This is a genomic window from Bacillus sp. PS237 (genome assembly GCF_037963345.1).
In the GTDB taxonomy this organism is placed as follows: Bacteria; Bacillota; Bacilli; order Bacillales; family Bacillaceae; genus Bacillus; species Bacillus subtilis.
This window is the reverse complement of sequence record NZ_CP150156.1, coordinates 892,003-907,990: the sequence shown is the minus strand read 5'-3', so window position 1 is coordinate 907,990 and position 15,988 is coordinate 892,003. Positions and strand designations below refer to the sequence as shown.

Genomic DNA, 15,988 nt, shown 5'->3' with positions numbered 1-15,988 from the left:
TTTTTTCTTTAAGAATTCGTGTAAATGTGCTGCAAACAAAAAGAGGCTGATCATCAGCCTCCTGTTACGCTTTATTCTTTTTCTTGCAATACTGAGATTGGCAGCGCTTCCTCTTGCTGAGGGGAAGAGGTCCTGTATCCCCATGCGAAAACGCCATTTAAATAACTGATGGTAAACTCGTCCTCAGTGTTTTCCACACGATATGTTTCTCCCGGTGAGTAATCTTCCGGGTTCAGCAAATATGCTTTTGCCATCGTAATTTTCCGTTCGAGCACTGCCAGTTCGTTTATGATTCCATGCTGTTCGGCTTTTCTTGCTTTTTCAGAAAGTAATGCGATTTCGGTATTGAGTTCATGCGGTGTCATTTGACTGTATCGTTTCTCCATTTCAGTACTCCTCTTCCTGCAGTAATTGCTCGATTAAATCGAGTGAGAATCCTTTGCGGAATAAAAATTGTTTGACCTTCATGGCGCTTTCATATGAGCCGTCATAGCGGTATTTTCTAAACGCTTTTTCCGCGTGAAGGCGCAGCGCTTCTTTCTCTGTGTCTTCATCATTTTCATATTCAATCTGATCCATCGCCGCGCTGATAACATCAAATGAGAAGCCCTTGCGCTGAAGCTGCAGCTGGGCGCGCTGTTTGAGTTCTTTCGTCGAAAGCTTTTTATCTTTTTTGAGAAGCTTTTCAACATGCTTGACCGCTTCTCTTGTCTGATCTTCAAAGGAAAAGGAACTTAGCGCCTCCTTAATTGTATCGTCATCAATTCCCTTCGCTCTTAGCTCTCTGAACAAAACATCAGGGCCTTTTCCGTTTGTTTTTTTGTGAGTGCTGACATAGGCTGCGGCAAATTCCTGGTCGTTTAAGTACTTGTAATCGTTAAGCCTATGGATGACTTCCGCAATGACGGGGGGCGAGGTTTCTTTTTTCTTTAAGTGATCCTCGACCTCTTTCGTCGACCGCATTCGATAGGATAAAAAGTCAAGCGCACGGTTGAAGCCTTTCTTCACTTCATCGCCGTATTGAATCTCAATGATGTCAAGATCATCGAGTTCTTTTCCCTTCTTGAGCTCAAATTTCACGAGCACATCCGCGTCCACGCTGAAGGCGTATTTATCATCCAGAAAAATATTGAAGCGTTCCGTATTCTTTTTTTGCGTTGATATTTTTGTAATAAACGGCATCTTAATCTCCCTTCTCAGGCCTGAAACGCGTTTTCTTTTATTACAATGAGGTAAAGTATATTTATTAGAACGATGAGGAGAGATGTTCATGAATATCGCAATGACGGGCGGAACCGGTTTTCTCGGCCAGCATCTGACAGGCGTTCTTACCCGCCAGGGACACCATGTTTATATTTTATCAAGAAACGCAAGGGAAACTGAACAAAAAAATATGACATATGTCCAATGGCTGTCGGAAGGAGCCGCACCGGAGCAGGAACTTCCTCATATTGATGTCTGGATAAATCTTGCGGGAAAATCGATTTTTGGCCGCTGGACAGAAAAAACGAAGCAGCACATTCTCTCCAGCCGTATCAATGCGACGCGTGAAGTGCAGCGGCTTATTCAGAAACAGAAGGAGAAGCCGAAGACATTGATCCAAGCCAGTGCCGTGGGCATTTACGGCACAAGCCTTGAGAAAACTTTCACAGAGGATTCTGCAACGTCAGATGAGGATTTTCTCAGCCATACTGCACACCTGTGGGAAAAGGAAGGACAGCATATTGAAGCGATGGGCATCCGGACAGTTTATGCGAGATTTGGCGTGATGCTTGGAGAAAAAGGCGCTCTCCCGCTCATGATTCTCCCCTATAAGTTTCTGGCCGGCGGAACGATCGGAACGGGAAGGCAGTGGCTGTCATGGATTCATGTCGAGGATGCGGCCCAGATGATCCGATATGCGGTGGAAAACGCCGGCATCTCAGGCCCAATGAATGTCACCGCGCCCAATCCTGTGGACATGAAGCAATTCGGAAAAACGATTGCACGGGTGAAGCACCGCCCGCACTGGCTCCCCGTCCCGGAATTCTTTTTATCAAAAGCATTGGGTGAAATGAGTCTTTTGATTGTGAAAGGACAGCGCGCTCTTCCGAAAAAAGCGATAACCTCTGGATTTCGTTTTACATATTCGGATCTTGAATTTGCACTCTCACAGCTGATAGCGGACCGAAAGACTGTATAAAAACAGCAGGAAGCGTCAACCTTAAGAATAACATGGTTGAAGGAGGTCCTTTTTATGGAAAAAAAGAGGGAGAAGCACCAGCAAGGCGCCAACCTGAAAAAAATGCAGGAAGTTCTTTATTCAGGCGAATTTAAAAAAGCGGAAAAAGCTGCTAAGCGGAAGTAGGAATACATAGCCCCTTAAAACCAAATACTATATTTGTTTGATATCACTTTTTAGGGGGAATTTGATATGGGCAGAAATCATATCCACAAAAACCGTGATAAAAACAAACAAAAGCTTCCACAAGTTCCCGATGCCTTAAAAAGGGAAACTGACGGCGTTTACGAAGAATATTCAACCGAGCTTGCTGATGCAGATGACCGCGAAGCGCAAGAGCGTGCGAAAGCAGCCGACAACAGAGCGAAAAAGAAATCTCGTTAATGAAAAACCCCTTGTCTCCGTTTGAGACAAGGGGTTTTTTACATTTCAGTGAATCGGTCGCGGATCGGTGTGCGTTTTTTCACTTCCGGCGCCTCGTCAGGATAACCTGTTTGTATGATGGCGGCGAAACGCTCATTATCCTGTAAACCAAAGGCCTGATGGACTTCTTTGTCATAAAGGATTTTTCCGCTTTTCCAAACCATGCCGATTCCTTTTTCCCAAGCGAGAAGCTGAAGATTTTGAATCAACGAGCTTGTTGCCGCAAAATCGTCGTCCCGCGCTCTTTCGTTTTCATCTTCCTGAAACACGACGAGGAGAAATCCCGGAACGCGCCCAAGTGTGTTTTTGAAATTTTGAAGCTTTTCCTCTGTCATATCCGGCTTGGATTTCTTAGAGAACGCTGCAAATGTATTAATGAGGTTCGCTTTACCTGTCTCACTGGAAACGTAAATAAATCTCCATGGCTCTGTCACTCTGTGATTTGGCGCATATTTTGCCGTTTCAAGCATGTCAAGAATGACTGCTGAAGGTACTGGCTCTTGTTTAAACTTTCGAATCGATCTTCTGCTGCGTATGATGTCCCTCAGTACTGAATGCTGATGTATTTGTTCGGTTTGAGGCATACCGTCTCACCTTCCTATGCAATTGAAAATGATTATCATTTCATAATGATAACGGAAAGTGCATCTTTTTGTAAACCATCATCCGTATTAGATTTTAAGAATACGGGTTTCTGAGTAAACGGCTGTTCCTGTCATGTTCACTTTCACATGGCCGCCGGCTTCGTTCATTTCGATCTCCACTTTTCCGTCTTTTCCAATTTCCTGCCCTTGTTCAATGATAAATTTATGCTGCTCGGCATTGCCATAATGTTTCATATAAGCCCCCATCACGCCGGATGCTGTGCCGGTCACGGGGTCTTCAATCGTTCCCGAATACGGGGATGAAAAGTGGCGCCCGTGCAGGTCGCTGTCGGGATGGACGGTTTCAAAGGTAAACGGATGGACTGAAGCTTTTGGCAGATCAACTAACACTTCCGGAAATTGTTTGTTATCTGGCACCATTTTTTTGGAAGCCTCCAATGATTTAAGCGGAACGATGGCTGTCCATATCCCAGTGCTGCCAAACACAATCGGAAGGTCTTCATGAAAATCTTCATCGGTGATACCCAGTGCGTCCGCAAGTTTTTTCCGATCGCCTGTAAATGGTTTGAATTGCGGAGAGGCCTGTTCAAGCGTGATATGAATGCGGCCATCTTTTTCAGAAATCTTCACAGGCAGGATACCCGCTTTCGTTTGGATGCTGTACGTTTTACCGCTCTCCAGCATTCCTTTCTCACATAATGCGTAAAGAGAAGCAACTGTCGCATGACCGCACAAATTCATTTCGTGTCCAGGGGTAAAGTAACGGAGTTCAAGATCGGCCGACTCGCTTTTTCGGATAAAGGAGGTTTCTGAATACCCGGCACGTTCAGCTATGATCTGCATCTCGTCTTCCGTATAATCGTCTCCCTGCAAAACGACGCCTGCGGGGTTTCCTTTGCCGGGACTGCTTGTAAATGCTTCATATTTTAATACCTCTGCTTCTTTCATTCATCTGCCGCCCTTTCTTTATCAATGTCTCTGTCAGTATAGCAAAAATAATTACGAATCTTCAGTCATTATCAAAAAAACCCATTTTCTTTTTTAAGAAAATGGGTGTAACGATTAAGAATTTCTTGTTTTATAGAGCAAATAAATAAAATAAGGTGCGCCGATAGCCGCTGTAAAGACGCCGGCCGGCACTTCCACCGGAGCAAATAAGGTTCTGCCGACGATATCAGCTGTTAAAACGAGCAGAGCTCCAATAAGTGCCGACGCTGGGAGCAGCGCGCCATAAGATGAGCCGACAAGCCGTCTTGCAATATGGGGCGCCATCAGCCCGACAAAACCGATTGTGCCGGCAACTGAAACTGCACAACCAGTAAGAGCCGTACTCAAAAGGAGCAAGAAAAAACGATTTCGCTGCACAGCGCTTCCTGCACCCGCCGCAATATCTTCACCCAGCACCTGTATATTCATATTTTTTAGCGCGACAAAACAAATGAATAAGAGAATGACAGATAAGATAATAGCTATTTTTACATGCTGCCAGTTTGACCCATAAACTGACCCAGTGATATACACATTGGCTTGTGATGCTCGGTAAATCGGGCCTTTGATCATCAACAGGGTAGTCATCGCCTGCGCCGACATTGAAAATCCGATTCCGATAAGCACCAGCCGAAATGTGGAGGCGCCATTTTTGTATGCCAGTAAATAGACGATGAGCCCGACAGCCGATGCGCCGATAAATGCGGCTGCTGGAAGCCATGACAGACTGATCGTAAGTGAACTGCTGCGGTCTGAGAAGAACATCATTAAAAGCACGACCGCTACCGCCGCTCCTCCTGTTATTCCGATAATATCCGGAGATGCGAGAGGGTTTCTGACGAGCCCCTGCAATATCGCGCCTGCCGCTGCCAAGCAGACACCGGCGCATAAAGCCGTCAAAATTCTTGGCATGCGGAACGACATGATCATCAGTTCATCCAGCTTGGAACCTGCACCAAAGAATGTTTTTGCTACATCCCAGGGAGGAATAAACCTTTGTCCGAGACCAGCGCTTATGATGAGTACAGCAGCTGTTAACCCCAGTAAAACCAAAAAGACGATCCATGCTTTCTTTTCAGCCGCAGTAACGCCAAAACGAAGTTTCATAGCTTCGCCCCCCTTCTTGCGATGTACACAAACACAGGCATTCCGATGATGGCGGTCATGACCCCGACAGGAACTTCCTGAGGCATAATGATATATCGCGCACCGATATCCGCGCAAACAAGCAAAATGGCACCCAAAACAGCGGAAAATGGCAGAACCCAGCGATAATCATTACCAACGACAAAGCGGGCAAAATGCGGAATAATGATGCCGATAAAAGAAATCGGCCCGGCAATGGCGACAGCGGACCCTGCAAGCATGACAACACAAAGCGCCATCACAAATTTCAGCAGGCCTGTTTTTTGGCCGAGTCCTTTTGCCACATCTTCTCCCATAACGAGGAGATTAATTTTTTGGCCGAGAAAGAAGCAGATTACCAGCGCTGCCGCTGCATATGGAAACATCGTCATCAACAGATCCAGACTCCGGCCCTGCACAGAGCCAGTCAGCCAAAAAAGCACCTGGGCAAGCTCGAGTTCGTTGACAGACAGCAAGCCCTGTGTCAGAGAAGAAAACATGGCTGCCATGGCAGCTCCCGCCAGCGTCAGTTTGATTGGCGTCAGCCCTTCCCTCCCAAGCGAGCCTGCTGCATAGACGATCGCAGCGGTAAATGCTGCCCCCAGAAACGAGCTCCATACTAATGCCTGAGGTGACTGAATATGCAGAAAAAACGATCCGGCAACAATAAAAAAACCTGCACCGGCGTTAATCCCGAAAATCCCCGGTGACGCAAGCGGATTTTTTGTGAGCGCCTGCATGAGAGCGCCCGCGGCTGCAAGCGAGGCGCCGACGACTGTCGCAACCAAAGCGCGCGGAAGCCTGACATCCTTGATGATGACATGCTCATTTGTTCCATTGAAGGAAGTAAACGCCTGATAGACCTGTCTCCATGACGTACCTGTATAGCCATACACGACGCTTGCGCAGACAGCCGTCAGTAAAATGAAAATCAGACATACTAACACAATCCATTTTGAAGATGCCTTTTTGCAGATCATGATCTAATTCTCCTAGTTATTTACTATGTAATGTTTGTTTTTGAGAATAATCCTCAATTAGGGATTGACACTCTTAACACTGCTTATTATGATCTAAATGATAATGAATTTCAATATTGGGAGGAAAAAGATGAAAAAGCATATCAGCATGCTATTCGTATTTTTAATGGCCGTTATGGTACTTTCTGCCTGTAATAGTTCAGAAAGTTCAAGCAACAGCGAGGTGTCAAGCAGCAAAACAAGAACGGTCAAACATGCAATGGGGACATCAGACAACATCCCCGCCAATCCAAAACGGATTGTTGTTTTAACTAATGAAGGAACAGAGGCGCTCTTAGCGCTTGGCATTAAGCCGGTCGGAGCCGTAAAGTCATGGAAGGGCGACCCGTGGTATGACTATCTGAAAGATGACATGAAAGGTGTTAAAAACGTCGGTCTTGAAACGGAACCGAATGTGGAAGCCATCGCAGAATTAAAGCCTGATTTGATTATTGGAAACAAAGTGCGCCAGGAAAAAATTTATGATCAGTTAAATGCGATTGCGCCGACTGTTTTTGCTGAATCTTTGGCCGGGAACTGGAAGGATAACCTGACTCTATACGCCAACGCGGTGAATAAGGCGGACAAAGGCAAGGAAGTCATTGCCGATTTTGATAAACGTGTTTCTGATTTAAAAAACAAGCTGGGCGACCAGACAAACAAAACCGTTTCAGTCGTACGCTTTTTATCCGGTGAATCAAGAATCTATTATACCGATTCATTTCCTGGGATTATTTTAGACCAGCTTGGCTTCAAACGCCCTGAAAAACAAGTGGAACTGTTTAAGAAACAAAAGGACCAATTTACGTTCTCAACCGACAGTAAAGAATCTATTCCTGATATGGATGCTGATGTGCTGTTTTATTTCACTTATAAAGCCGATAATGCAAAAGAAAATGAAAAATGGGCCAATCAGTGGACAAGCAGTTCACTATGGAAAAACCTGAAGGCCGTGAAGTCAGGTAATGCACATGAAGTCGATGACGTCGTATGGACAACCGCAGGCGGAATTAAAGCCGCAAACTACCTGCTTGATGATATTGAAACCTACTTCTTAAAAACGAAATAAAAAAAGACTCCGTCTTATTAGACGGAGTCTTTTTTGCTTTTGCCAATCAGACGTGTAACGAGGAACATGGTGACAGAAAGAGATCTGTTTTTCCGATACGCTAAGTATTTCCCTCGCCACTCCGGTTTATATTTTTCTTTAAAGGCTCTTAGGCCGCTGAAACTGTACATGTATCTGACATTATTAAAAATGACAGCGGCAAACCTTTCGGACCAGAAGGATGTAAAGGCAGTGCCGACATTGGCCAAGGGTGCCATCCCCATATTAAATGACGTACAGCCCTCTTCCTTTGCCCATAAAAACATACGGATAAACAATGCGTCCATAATGCCATTTGGAGCGTCGCCGCGATAGCGCATCAGATCGACCGATATCTCTCCTTCCTGGTACATCGGCATGACATTTGCGAATGCAACGATCTCTCCTTCTGCATTTTTCATATAGGCGATCGGCGCTTTCTGTAAATAGGAAGGATCAAAAAATCCGAGCGAGAATCCCTTCTCTTTTTTCGAGCCGAGCCATTCGTCTGAGATTTGCTTCAGCTCCTCCAAAAACGCATCAGAAAATGGGGGATGATCCACATGGAAAGTATACTCCTCCCGCTCAAAGCGGTTATTGATTGCCCGAAGGCCGGCTTTTTTCTTCCCAGTCAAGGTAAATGTATTTAAATCTACATATGCTTCCTCACCCAATTTAAAGAAGTTGTAGCCAAAATCGTGATACAGCGCCATGTCCTCTCGTTCAATTTGATAGAACAAAACACTGAATCCCTTCTGATGCGCTTCGTTCAGAAATTCTTCCAGCACGAGCGGGAATGATTCTCTTTGGCCAGATGGATCGCCGAGCACGACCAGCCTTCTGGCGATTTTCCCAAACAGAAGCAGTGCATTTCCATCGCTAGAAAAATAAAACCGCTTATCTCCAAGAAAACCAAGATGGCTCAGCGCGTTGCCGCCTTTTTCATTGAGAAACGCAGCAAGACGCTCAGGGTCAGCTTTCTCTCCGATCGGTTTCGTTCTCTTATGATAGACCACTGTAAATATCAAGAAGAACAGCGGCACAATGATGATCGCCATGATGGTTGCATGTGTAATATGCGAGGTGCTGTGGACGAAATATTCGTGACGCAGCACCTTCTTCATCCGGTCCCAAATAAAGCCCGCGATCAGATTGTAGTTAAAGAGCGCCACAGTAAACAGCGCCACAGCGAATATCAATTGTCCCAGTGTATAGGATGCCTGTTCGCGGACAAATTGTTTTTTCAATAGCACAAGCAATACGATAATCATCGGCAGTACGAATATCGCGCTGATGTTAAGCCCTTTTAAAAAGCTGAACACAAAGCCGCCGACAAGCGCTGTAATGGCCATCGTGTAGGAACGTTTTGTCCGTTTATAAAGCTCGATCGGCAAAATGAGCAGAATGAGCGCTGAGCTTAAGGACAGGCCGTTGAACAGCAAAAGCGCCGGGCGCGGAATGTGCGGTATAACCGTCAGCCTGTCAATCGGCAAGGAAACTGAGGCCAAGACAATCAGACCTGCTACGAACACAATAAGGGAAAGCGAGCCTTGCAAAATTCTCACTAATACCGCACGCTGAACAACAAGCAGAACGTTTGTCGTCTCAATTGCCGGTGCGATGCGCGGGTTCGTTTCGAGCCGCTTCATTGTATTTTCCGTCAGGTCGCCGGCGGCAAAGAACAGTCCCAAGATAAATGGGATAAATGAGTAGGCGAGCCTGTACAACACAATAGAAGTAACGATGGCCTCTTGATGATAGCCAAGCTGCTCCATCCCCAGCAAAAATAAAAGGTCAAACGAGCCGAAGCCGCCCGGCACGAGGCTGATCATTCCTCCGATCGCCGCAATGACGAACACCCCGAACACATACCTGATATCTGCATGAATGCCCATAGCGAACAAAGCAAAATAGATGACGGTCCCGGCCATGAGCCATTCAACAACTGAAGCTCCAATATATGCGAAAATCGGATTTTTCACTTTATCCGCATTCTCTTCGTCCCCAGCTTTGCGGTCTTTTATTTTGGACACCGCTAAAGATAACGGCAATATCAGTGCAAAACCGATAACGACCGCCCACAGCCAAGGCTTCTCATGAATCACTTCATCAACTGGCAGCACTCTCGCAGCAACGAAAATGCTGAAAACAGATAATCCGAGCAGCATAGATGATGTGAGCCAGGCGATTCCTTTCACGAGTGCCTTATGGTCTTTCGTATGCTCCTTATAGAACATCATTCTTAACCCGACTCCGGCTAAACCGCCGAATCCCAACACATTATTAAATGAATTGGCGATCCAGGAAACCCTGAAAACTTTTCCGTTTGTGATCGATAGGCGCAGTGAGTACTTCAGGACGTAATCATACAGCGACATAGCCGCAACAGCCAGCAAGCCGATCAACACAAGCATGAATAAATCCGTTCGTTCCAGTCCGTTGATGACCATGAGCGTACGTTTGAATGACAGATTTGTCAGTTCTTTTTTCGATTGATAAATAACAAATAGCAAAACAGCAATAGGAAAAACGATTTTTAATATTGATAAAGCATTCTTTTTAATCAGCAATGGTCTCTCCAATCATATTCTAGTTCGATCCTCTCCCCCAATAATCTCCAACTCATTATACACTACCGTTATTTTTCGGACAAAGTCCCGCATGCGGTTTCTGCTCACTTTCTTTCAGGAGTGAAAATCGAGTAATATGGTAAGAGGAGTGAATGATGAGGAAGTGATGAAATGGAATATAATTTACACGATACAACAGTCTTAAACGAAAACATTCTTTCATCGGAGGAACGGGAAATATGGGTGCTCTATATGAAAGTCTTAACGTCCGCCGGGCTCGGTGATGTGTCCGAGTGGATGAAACTGGATATGAGCATGCCGCAAATGAAGGTGCTGATGCTATTAAACAACCATGGAACATTGAAAGTGAGCGACATTGCTGAAAAAATGGGGGCTTCCCTGTCCAATACAACTGGGCTGCTTGACCGGCTTGAAAAATCAGGATTTGTCAAACGCTCACATTCTGAAGAGGACCGCCGCTCTGTAGTTGTTCAGTTGACAGAGAATGCGAAAAAGATTTTCCGGGGTTTGTATGAAAAGGGCCACCTGAAATTGAAGCGTTCATTAGAGCTGCTGTCCCCTGAAGAAAAGCAGGCTGTTTACGAAGGGCTGTCTATCCTTTCAAGAGCATTAGAGAATGCGAAAAAAGAATAAATCAGTAAGTCTGTCATCCGCAAACTGCGGGAGCAGGCTTTTTTTATTTGACATTTAGTTCATTTAAAATGAATAATATATTTCAAGTGAACTAAAAGGAGTTGACGAAAATGTCTGAAGCATTAACAGAGCAGAAAAGCCAAAAGTGGGCAATCAGCCTGTTTACGATTGGCGTGTTTATGGCTGCTTTAGATAACGGAATTATTTCGGCTGCTTTAACAACGATAAACGAGTCGTTTTCCGTTTCCCCTTCCTGGGGATCATGGGGCATTACCCTTTATACGCTCGGTCTTAGCGTCAGTGTGCCAATCGTCGGAAAACTTTCCGACCGCTACGGCAGAAAAAAACTCTTTCTCATTGAGGTTTGCCTGTTCGGACTTGGTTCTTTGCTTGTTGCTTTGAGCCAAAGCTTCCCGCTCTTTCTGATATCGCGGCTGATTCAGGCGCTTGGAGGCGGCGGGATTTTCATCATCGGCAGCTCTCACATTCTCGCGACCCTTCCAAAGGAAAAACAGGGGAAGGCGCTTGGGCTGCTTGGCGCAATGAACGGGATGGCCGCTGTGCTCGGGCCAAATATCGGAAGCTTTCTGCTTGATTGGACCGGGTCTTGGCATTGGCTATTTTTGATTAATTTGCCGATTGCCGTGCTATTGGTTGTTTTCGGCGCATGTTTTATCGCGGAAACAAAAGCACCTGAGGCTAAGCGCCTCGATGCGGCCGGAATCTTCCTTTTGTCCCTGTCGATTTTAGCTGTGATGTACGGCATGACCAATCTTGACGGGGCAAATCTCTTACACAGCTTGGGGAATCCGGAGGTTTATGGATGTATTATTTTTGGCATACTCTGTTTTGCAGCGCTTATCTCGTATGAAAAGAGAGTTGAAATGCGAGGAGGCGATCCCATTTTGGCGTATTCTCTGCTGCGAAACCATATGTTTCAGCGCACGCTTATCATCGGTTTGTTATCCGGGGGGCTCTTGGCGGCAGTCATTTTTATCCCGTCATATGTCGAACAGTATTTGGGTGTCCCTGCCGCAAAAGCAGGCTATTGGATGACACCGCTTGCGTTGGCTTCCGGAATCGGCGCTTGGCTTGGCGGAGCACTTACCGACAAAAAAGGTCCTGTAAAAACCGTTATTCTTTCGGGAATCATCTCATGTGCGGGGTTTGCTTTATTTCCGCTCTGGGTCACGGAAAAATGGGAGTTTGTGATCGCAAGTGTGGCAGCTGGGATCGGTTTTGGCTTTCTGTTAGGCGCTCCGCTGAACGTCCTTGTATCAGAAGCGGCAAAAACAAATAAGGGTACAGCTCTTGGCACGCTTTCATTAGTAAGGCAAATTGGACTGACCTTGGCGCCTACTCTTTATGCAGGTTTTATCACAGCCGGGTTTGACCAAATAGGTGATGAGATCAACAGCCGCTTATCGGACAGCGGATATTCAGAAAAGGCGATGCAGATGATTCCGGAGATCGACAGTTCTGAAGTTTCTTCTTTACAAGAACAAATCGAACGCATTCCCGTTCCTGAAGTCAAAACCGCGATAAGCGACGCCATTCATGCGAGTGTCGCCAGCGGCTATGATCATTTATATGCAGCGGCTGCTGTGGTCTCACTTCTGGTGATTGCTGCTATCAGTATTCCGGCTTTCCGCCGGCAAAAGCGTTAAGACCACCCCATCCGTCTGGAAAGCTCCGTAATATGAGCGATATGGTGATGTGAGTGCCAGACATACAGGCCGAGCGCGTTCTCCAGGGTAATGATCTCCTTTGTATCAGGGTGATAAAATCCGCGCTTAAATTGCTGATCCGTCAGGGTGCGGAGCAGAGCCGTCCATCTTCCGTGAAGCTCCTGCAAAAGCGCGAGTGAGCCGCTCGGATCTGCCGTTTTCGAGTCTTTTAGCTCCGACCATGCTTTTTCATCATACGGACGGATAGCCGGTGTCTCTTCCGTCAAGCTCAATTTAAAACGAATATAGCTGTTCATATGACTGTCAGCCAGATGATGAACAACTTGCCGAACGGTCCATCCACCGTCCCGGTACGGTGTGTCAAGCTGGCTGTCCGTCATGACCTCTACAGCTTGCTTCAATTTTGCCGGCACTTCTTCAAGTACTTGAATCCATTTATCTTTTTGCTCCTTCGATATGGATTCCCTCGGCTTGTATTCTCCTATTGGGTAGCTTAGATTGACTGATGTCATGAATGTTCTCCCTTCTATTCAATCTTCTCCTTTATTTTACAAGAAAAAGATTGTATATTGTGTCTTTTTCCCATACAATTAAAAACGACACTAGTGTCATTTTAATAATCAGGAGGATGAATCATGGAAAAACCGTTGTTTCGCAATCAAAAAGGACTGATGACACTGTTAGCCTCGCAAACCATTTCTTCACTTGGAGACTGGCTTCACATTTTGGCCGTGCTAACATTAGCCGCTTTTCAGCTTCATGCTTCTCCATTAGATATGTCGCTTTTAATGATGTCGTTTGCTTTGCCTGTCATTGTACTCGGACCTGTATCGGGTCTGCTTGCCGACCGTTTTGACAGAAAAACGATCATGTTTCTATCTGAAATCGGCCGTGCCCTCACTGTTATCAGCTGCGTTTATGTCAGTGAGCTTTGGCAGCTTTACGTATTGCTATCCGTTCAGAGCTGTTTTTCTTCACTTTTTTTACCTGCTAAAAACGGAAAGCTTAAGGAATTGGCTCCGGAAGCACACATTCAGCAGGCCGTTTCCGTCAGCAGCATCATTGATAACAGCTCAAAAATCTTCGGCCCTGCCCTTGGCGGCACGCTGATCGCTGCTTTCTCGATACACTCTGTTTTTTATATAAACGCCGGCGCCTTCTTTCTTTCCGCTGTCATTTTGTTTTTCCTTCCCAGAGATGCTTTTTTACAAAAAGCCAATACACCTCAAGAAAAAACAGCAGCACTTACTTCTATCAAGGAAGGCCTTCAGTTTTTGAAACGGATGCCGCTTCTATTAACAGGCTTACTAACAGCTTGTGTCGTTCTCTTTGTTTTGCAGATTGGTGATTCCCAAGCGATTATTCTTATCCGCTCCTTTTCAGGAGCTCCGCCCGAGCTGGCAGGCTGGTGCATGGCCGTAAGCGGAGCCGGGATGCTCCTTACAGCGGCCATTACCGGCAGACGGCGAATCACTTCTTATTTGCTTTATTTCTCAGCTGGAACCCTTCTTCTTGGACTAGCAACTGGAGGTGCGCCATTCCTAAGCGGTATGGGAATTGCCGGCATCACTCTCTTTATATTTGCTTTTTTCATCATGGGGGCGGCTTTCGGCCTCGTCCATATTCCATTTCAGATTCTCGTGCAAACAACAGTGCCTGTCGATTACAGCGGTAGGGTGTTCGGCGCTATTCAGAGTGCGACAACCCTCGCCTCTATCCTCGGCATGGCGGGCGGGGGCGTGCTGGCGGAATGGATCGGTGTATCACTTGCTTTTCTTGTCTGTGGCTGCTTGCTGATCATGATTGGGTTGATTACACTTATAGGTAAGAAAATTGCAGAAAGCAGGCGATATCTTGTCACCAAAAGTAACAAAGGAGCACAAGGATAAACGGCAGGCAGAGATTTTAGAGGCTGCCAAAACGGTTTTTAAACGAAAAGGATTCGAATTAACGACGATGAAGGATGTTGTAGAAGAGTCAGGTTTCAGCCGGGGCGGTGTCTATCTTTATTTTTCAAGCACTGAGGAGATGTTTCGCCGCATTATTGAAACAGGGCTGGATGAAGGACTCCGAAAGCTTGATAAATCAGCTGAACACCAAAGTGTTTGGGCCTCCATTTCCAGCTATTTGGATGAACTGACTGAGGGCCTGCGAGATGTAGCAGATACGCTGGCGCCGGTGCAATTTGAATATTTAGTGACAGCTTGGCGCAATGAAGAACGGCGGCAGTATTTGGAGAAAAGGTATGATCTTTTTGTGGAAAGGTTTTCAAGGCTATTGCAAAAAGGGATCGATCAGGGAGAGTTTCAGCCGGTTCAGCCTCTTGCGACTATCGCCAAGTTTTTCCTCAATATGAATGACGGCATCATTCAAAACGCCCTGTATTTCGATGAAGAAAAGGCTGATGTATCTGGACTTGCTGAGTCTGCAAAACTATATTTAAAAACAGTTCTGCAAGCGGATGAGAAGTAAAGAAACGCGGCAGGAGCCCTCCTGCCGCTTGTTTTTCACCCTGCGTGATCACGCACTTCGACTGTTACCTTCTTCTGTTTTGGCTGATAAATTTTCCCCACAAATAAATACCCGTATTTGAACTTATTCAGCGCCCATGAGGTCATAATCGGGCCGGCTGTGCACACGGCAAACAACAGGAGAACAGCCGGTACGGCAGGAATTTCGGGCATATTCAAAAGCAACACGTAGCCTATAATCATAAAATAGGCATGAAGCAGATAAATCGAAAAGGAATAGTTGCTGATAAACATCATGATTTTCGGCACATGCTTCATTTTGGAAAACAAATGAAAACACAGGAAAATCATGCTTGTTGAATACAGCATGATATCAGGCCGCTTCGAGCTGATCATGCCGATTTCACCGACATAAGAAACAGTGACAACCAGCGCCCCAGAAGCAATTGCGGCGCCGTACACCACCCAGCGGTATTGGTTCAGCAGCGCTAAAAAACGCTTGTATTCTTTTCCGCAATAGTAGGCTAGACAAAAGTAGAAAAGCCAGCCTGCGAACGGAACCCAGAAGAACGGAAATGCCCCTCCCTCTTCAGAAGCAGGAGCCGGGCTGGCTGCGGAGAAATAGCCTAAATAAGCGGCTGTCACCACAAATGAGATAGACAGCACCCATTTCGGCGATGCTTTTTTCAAATACTCATGAAACATCATATGCAGCATGTAAAATTGAAAGATGACGAGAATGAAGTATCCGATAAAGTTTCCTAAGAATACGTTCGCCAGATATTTTTGCACAAACGCGAGAAAGGTTACCTCTCCCCCCATCGCACTGGTCATCAGCAGCGCATCGATGGCTGCGATAAATAAAAAAGGAACAAAAATCACTTTTCCCCGCTTCTTTAAAAAACCGTCAGGCACCCCATCAGGATAAGAACGGGCCAGTAAAAATTCAGAGATGAAAATAAAAGCGGGCGTGCTGAACATCAGGAGTGTGCGGAAAGAATCAACAGTGTGAGAAATATCTGCAAGAGCTTCTGCCTGAAGCATCAGGACCATTGAAATGATATGGAGCAAGACGACACTTAAGCACGAAATGCAGCGGATCATAAAAATTTCTTTAATTTGCATAACAGCGCTCCTT

Annotated in this window: 17 protein-coding genes; 8 read left to right on the top strand and 9 right to left on the bottom strand. The window is 45.9% G+C overall.

Annotation, left to right across the window (positions count from 1 at the left end):
- Positions 1 to 71: 71 nt before the first annotated feature.
- On the bottom strand, positions 72 to 386 hold the full coding sequence (locus NST22_RS04605) for a YfhH family protein (RefSeq protein ID WP_003244592.1): 315 nt from the start codon (positions 384 to 386) through the stop codon (positions 72 to 74).
- A gap of 1 nt (position 387) precedes the next feature.
- Positions 388 to 1,182 (bottom strand): recombination regulator RecX, encoded by a 795-nt coding sequence (gene recX / locus NST22_RS04600; protein ID WP_003243354.1) that lies wholly within the window; start codon positions 1,180 to 1,182, stop codon positions 388 to 390.
- Positions 1,183 to 1,270: 88 nt separating this feature from the next.
- On the opposite strand from recX, the gene NST22_RS04595 reads away from it, so the two are divergent.
- The 3 genes from NST22_RS04595 (at position 1,271) to NST22_RS04585 (ending at position 2,605) form a co-directional block, all read left to right on the top strand.
- Positions 1,271 to 2,182, top strand: a complete 912-nt coding sequence (locus tag NST22_RS04595) for a TIGR01777 family oxidoreductase (RefSeq protein ID WP_003244332.1) — start codon at positions 1,271 to 1,273, stop codon at positions 2,180 to 2,182.
- A gap of 54 nt (positions 2,183 to 2,236) precedes the next feature.
- Positions 2,237 to 2,347, top strand: a complete 111-nt coding sequence (locus NST22_RS04590) for a YfhE family protein (protein WP_003223230.1) — start codon at positions 2,237 to 2,239, stop codon at positions 2,345 to 2,347.
- A gap of 66 nt (positions 2,348 to 2,413) precedes the next feature.
- Entirely contained in the window at positions 2,414 to 2,605 is a 192-nt protein-coding gene (locus NST22_RS04585; protein WP_003233561.1) for a YfhD family protein, read from the top strand.
- 38 nt (positions 2,606 to 2,643) lie between these two features.
- Here the strand turns inward: NST22_RS04585 and NST22_RS04580 are convergent, their stop codons facing one another.
- From NST22_RS04580 to NST22_RS04565, 4 genes are all read right to left on the bottom strand, one after another.
- Entirely contained in the window at positions 2,644 to 3,228 is a 585-nt protein-coding gene (locus NST22_RS04580; protein ID WP_003243940.1) for a nitroreductase, read from the bottom strand.
- A gap of 87 nt (positions 3,229 to 3,315) precedes the next feature.
- Positions 3,316 to 4,197: a PhzF family phenazine biosynthesis protein gene (locus tag NST22_RS04575; protein ID WP_003242763.1), complete on the bottom strand. Its 882-nt coding sequence runs from the start codon at positions 4,195 to 4,197 to the stop codon at positions 3,316 to 3,318.
- Between the two features lie 114 nt (positions 4,198 to 4,311).
- Entirely contained in the window at positions 4,312 to 5,343 is a 1,032-nt protein-coding gene (locus NST22_RS04570; RefSeq protein WP_003243057.1) for an iron ABC transporter permease, read from the bottom strand.
- A complete protein-coding gene (locus NST22_RS04565) occupies positions 5,340 to 6,341 on the bottom strand; it encodes an iron ABC transporter permease (RefSeq protein ID WP_003242478.1) in 1,002 nt (333 codons plus the stop codon). Before NST22_RS04565 ends, NST22_RS04570 begins: the two co-directional genes overlap by 4 nt.
- Positions 6,342 to 6,471: 130 nt before the next feature.
- Here NST22_RS04565 and NST22_RS04560 point away from each other — a divergent pair, with 130 nt between their 5' ends.
- Complete coding sequence (locus tag NST22_RS04560; RefSeq protein ID WP_003242746.1) at positions 6,472 to 7,449, top strand: iron-siderophore ABC transporter substrate-binding protein; 978 nt, start codon at positions 6,472 to 6,474, stop codon at positions 7,447 to 7,449.
- Between the two features lie 17 nt (positions 7,450 to 7,466).
- Here the strand turns inward: NST22_RS04560 and mprF are convergent, their stop codons facing one another.
- Positions 7,467 to 10,037, bottom strand: a complete 2,571-nt coding sequence (mprF, locus tag NST22_RS04555) for a bifunctional lysylphosphatidylglycerol flippase/synthetase MprF (protein WP_003242495.1) — start codon at positions 10,035 to 10,037, stop codon at positions 7,467 to 7,469.
- 171 nt (positions 10,038 to 10,208) lie between these two features.
- On the opposite strand from mprF, the gene NST22_RS04550 reads away from it, so the two are divergent.
- Together NST22_RS04550 and NST22_RS04545 are read left to right on the top strand one after the other, a co-directional pair.
- Positions 10,209 to 10,691 carry a MarR family transcriptional regulator gene (locus NST22_RS04550; RefSeq protein ID WP_003244538.1) on the top strand — a complete coding sequence of 161 codons (483 nt, stop codon included), beginning with the start codon at positions 10,209 to 10,211 and terminating at the stop codon, positions 10,689 to 10,691.
- Positions 10,692 to 10,801: 110 nt separating this feature from the next.
- Positions 10,802 to 12,358 carry an MFS transporter gene (locus NST22_RS04545; RefSeq protein WP_003243108.1) on the top strand — a complete coding sequence of 519 codons (1,557 nt, stop codon included), beginning with the start codon at positions 10,802 to 10,804 and terminating at the stop codon, positions 12,356 to 12,358.
- Here NST22_RS04545 and bstA read toward each other — a convergent pair.
- Entirely contained in the window at positions 12,355 to 12,891 is a 537-nt protein-coding gene (gene bstA, locus NST22_RS04540; RefSeq protein ID WP_003243944.1) for a bacillithiol transferase BstA, read from the bottom strand. The two genes, NST22_RS04545 and bstA, sit on opposite strands and share 4 nt — an antisense overlap.
- 123 nt (positions 12,892 to 13,014) lie before the next feature.
- Between bstA and NST22_RS04535 the strand changes: the two genes are divergently transcribed.
- Positions 13,015 to 14,268, top strand: coding sequence for an MFS transporter (locus tag NST22_RS04535; protein ID WP_003242507.1), 1,254 nt, complete (start codon positions 13,015 to 13,017; stop codon positions 14,266 to 14,268).
- Positions 14,234 to 14,851 carry a TetR family transcriptional regulator gene (locus NST22_RS04530; protein ID WP_003243967.1) on the top strand — a complete coding sequence of 206 codons (618 nt, stop codon included), beginning with the start codon at positions 14,234 to 14,236 and terminating at the stop codon, positions 14,849 to 14,851. The genes NST22_RS04535 and NST22_RS04530 overlap by 35 nt, the downstream gene beginning before the upstream one ends.
- 35 nt (positions 14,852 to 14,886) lie before the next feature.
- Here NST22_RS04530 and NST22_RS04525 read toward each other — a convergent pair whose 3' ends face one another.
- Positions 14,887 to 15,975, bottom strand: a complete 1,089-nt coding sequence (locus NST22_RS04525) for an acyltransferase family protein (protein WP_003242504.1) — start codon at positions 15,973 to 15,975, stop codon at positions 14,887 to 14,889.
- Positions 15,976 to 15,988 lie beyond the last annotated feature (13 nt).

Excerpts from the sequence above, each read along its gene's own strand:
- NST22_RS04605 (WP_003244592.1), bottom strand. The coding sequence starts at position 386 with ATGGAGAAACGATACAGTCAAATGACACCGCATGAACTCAATACCGAA.
- recX (WP_003243354.1), bottom strand. The coding sequence starts at position 1,182 with ATGCCGTTTATTACAAAAATATCAACGCAAAAAAAGAATACGGAACGC.
- NST22_RS04595 (WP_003244332.1), top strand. The coding sequence starts at position 1,271 with ATGAATATCGCAATGACGGGCGGAACCGGTTTTCTCGGCCAGCATCTG.
- NST22_RS04590 (WP_003223230.1), top strand. The coding sequence starts at position 2,237 with ATGGAAAAAAAGAGGGAGAAGCACCAGCAAGGCGCCAACCTGAAAAAA.
- NST22_RS04585 (WP_003233561.1), top strand. The coding sequence starts at position 2,414 with ATGGGCAGAAATCATATCCACAAAAACCGTGATAAAAACAAACAAAAG.
- NST22_RS04580 (WP_003243940.1), bottom strand. The coding sequence starts at position 3,228 with ATGCCTCAAACCGAACAAATACATCAGCATTCAGTACTGAGGGACATC.
- NST22_RS04575 (WP_003242763.1), bottom strand. The coding sequence starts at position 4,197 with ATGAAAGAAGCAGAGGTATTAAAATATGAAGCATTTACAAGCAGTCCC.
- NST22_RS04570 (WP_003243057.1), bottom strand. The coding sequence starts at position 5,343 with ATGAAACTTCGTTTTGGCGTTACTGCGGCTGAAAAGAAAGCATGGATC.
- NST22_RS04565 (WP_003242478.1), bottom strand. The coding sequence starts at position 6,341 with ATGATCTGCAAAAAGGCATCTTCAAAATGGATTGTGTTAGTATGTCTG.
- NST22_RS04560 (WP_003242746.1), top strand. The coding sequence starts at position 6,472 with ATGAAAAAGCATATCAGCATGCTATTCGTATTTTTAATGGCCGTTATG.
- NST22_RS04550 (WP_003244538.1), top strand. The coding sequence starts at position 10,209 with ATGGAATATAATTTACACGATACAACAGTCTTAAACGAAAACATTCTT.
- NST22_RS04545 (WP_003243108.1), top strand. The coding sequence starts at position 10,802 with ATGTCTGAAGCATTAACAGAGCAGAAAAGCCAAAAGTGGGCAATCAGC.
- bstA (WP_003243944.1), bottom strand. The coding sequence starts at position 12,891 with ATGACATCAGTCAATCTAAGCTACCCAATAGGAGAATACAAGCCGAGG.
- NST22_RS04535 (WP_003242507.1), top strand. The coding sequence starts at position 13,015 with ATGGAAAAACCGTTGTTTCGCAATCAAAAAGGACTGATGACACTGTTA.
- NST22_RS04525 (WP_003242504.1), bottom strand. The coding sequence starts at position 15,975 with ATGCAAATTAAAGAAATTTTTATGATCCGCTGCATTTCGTGCTTAAGT.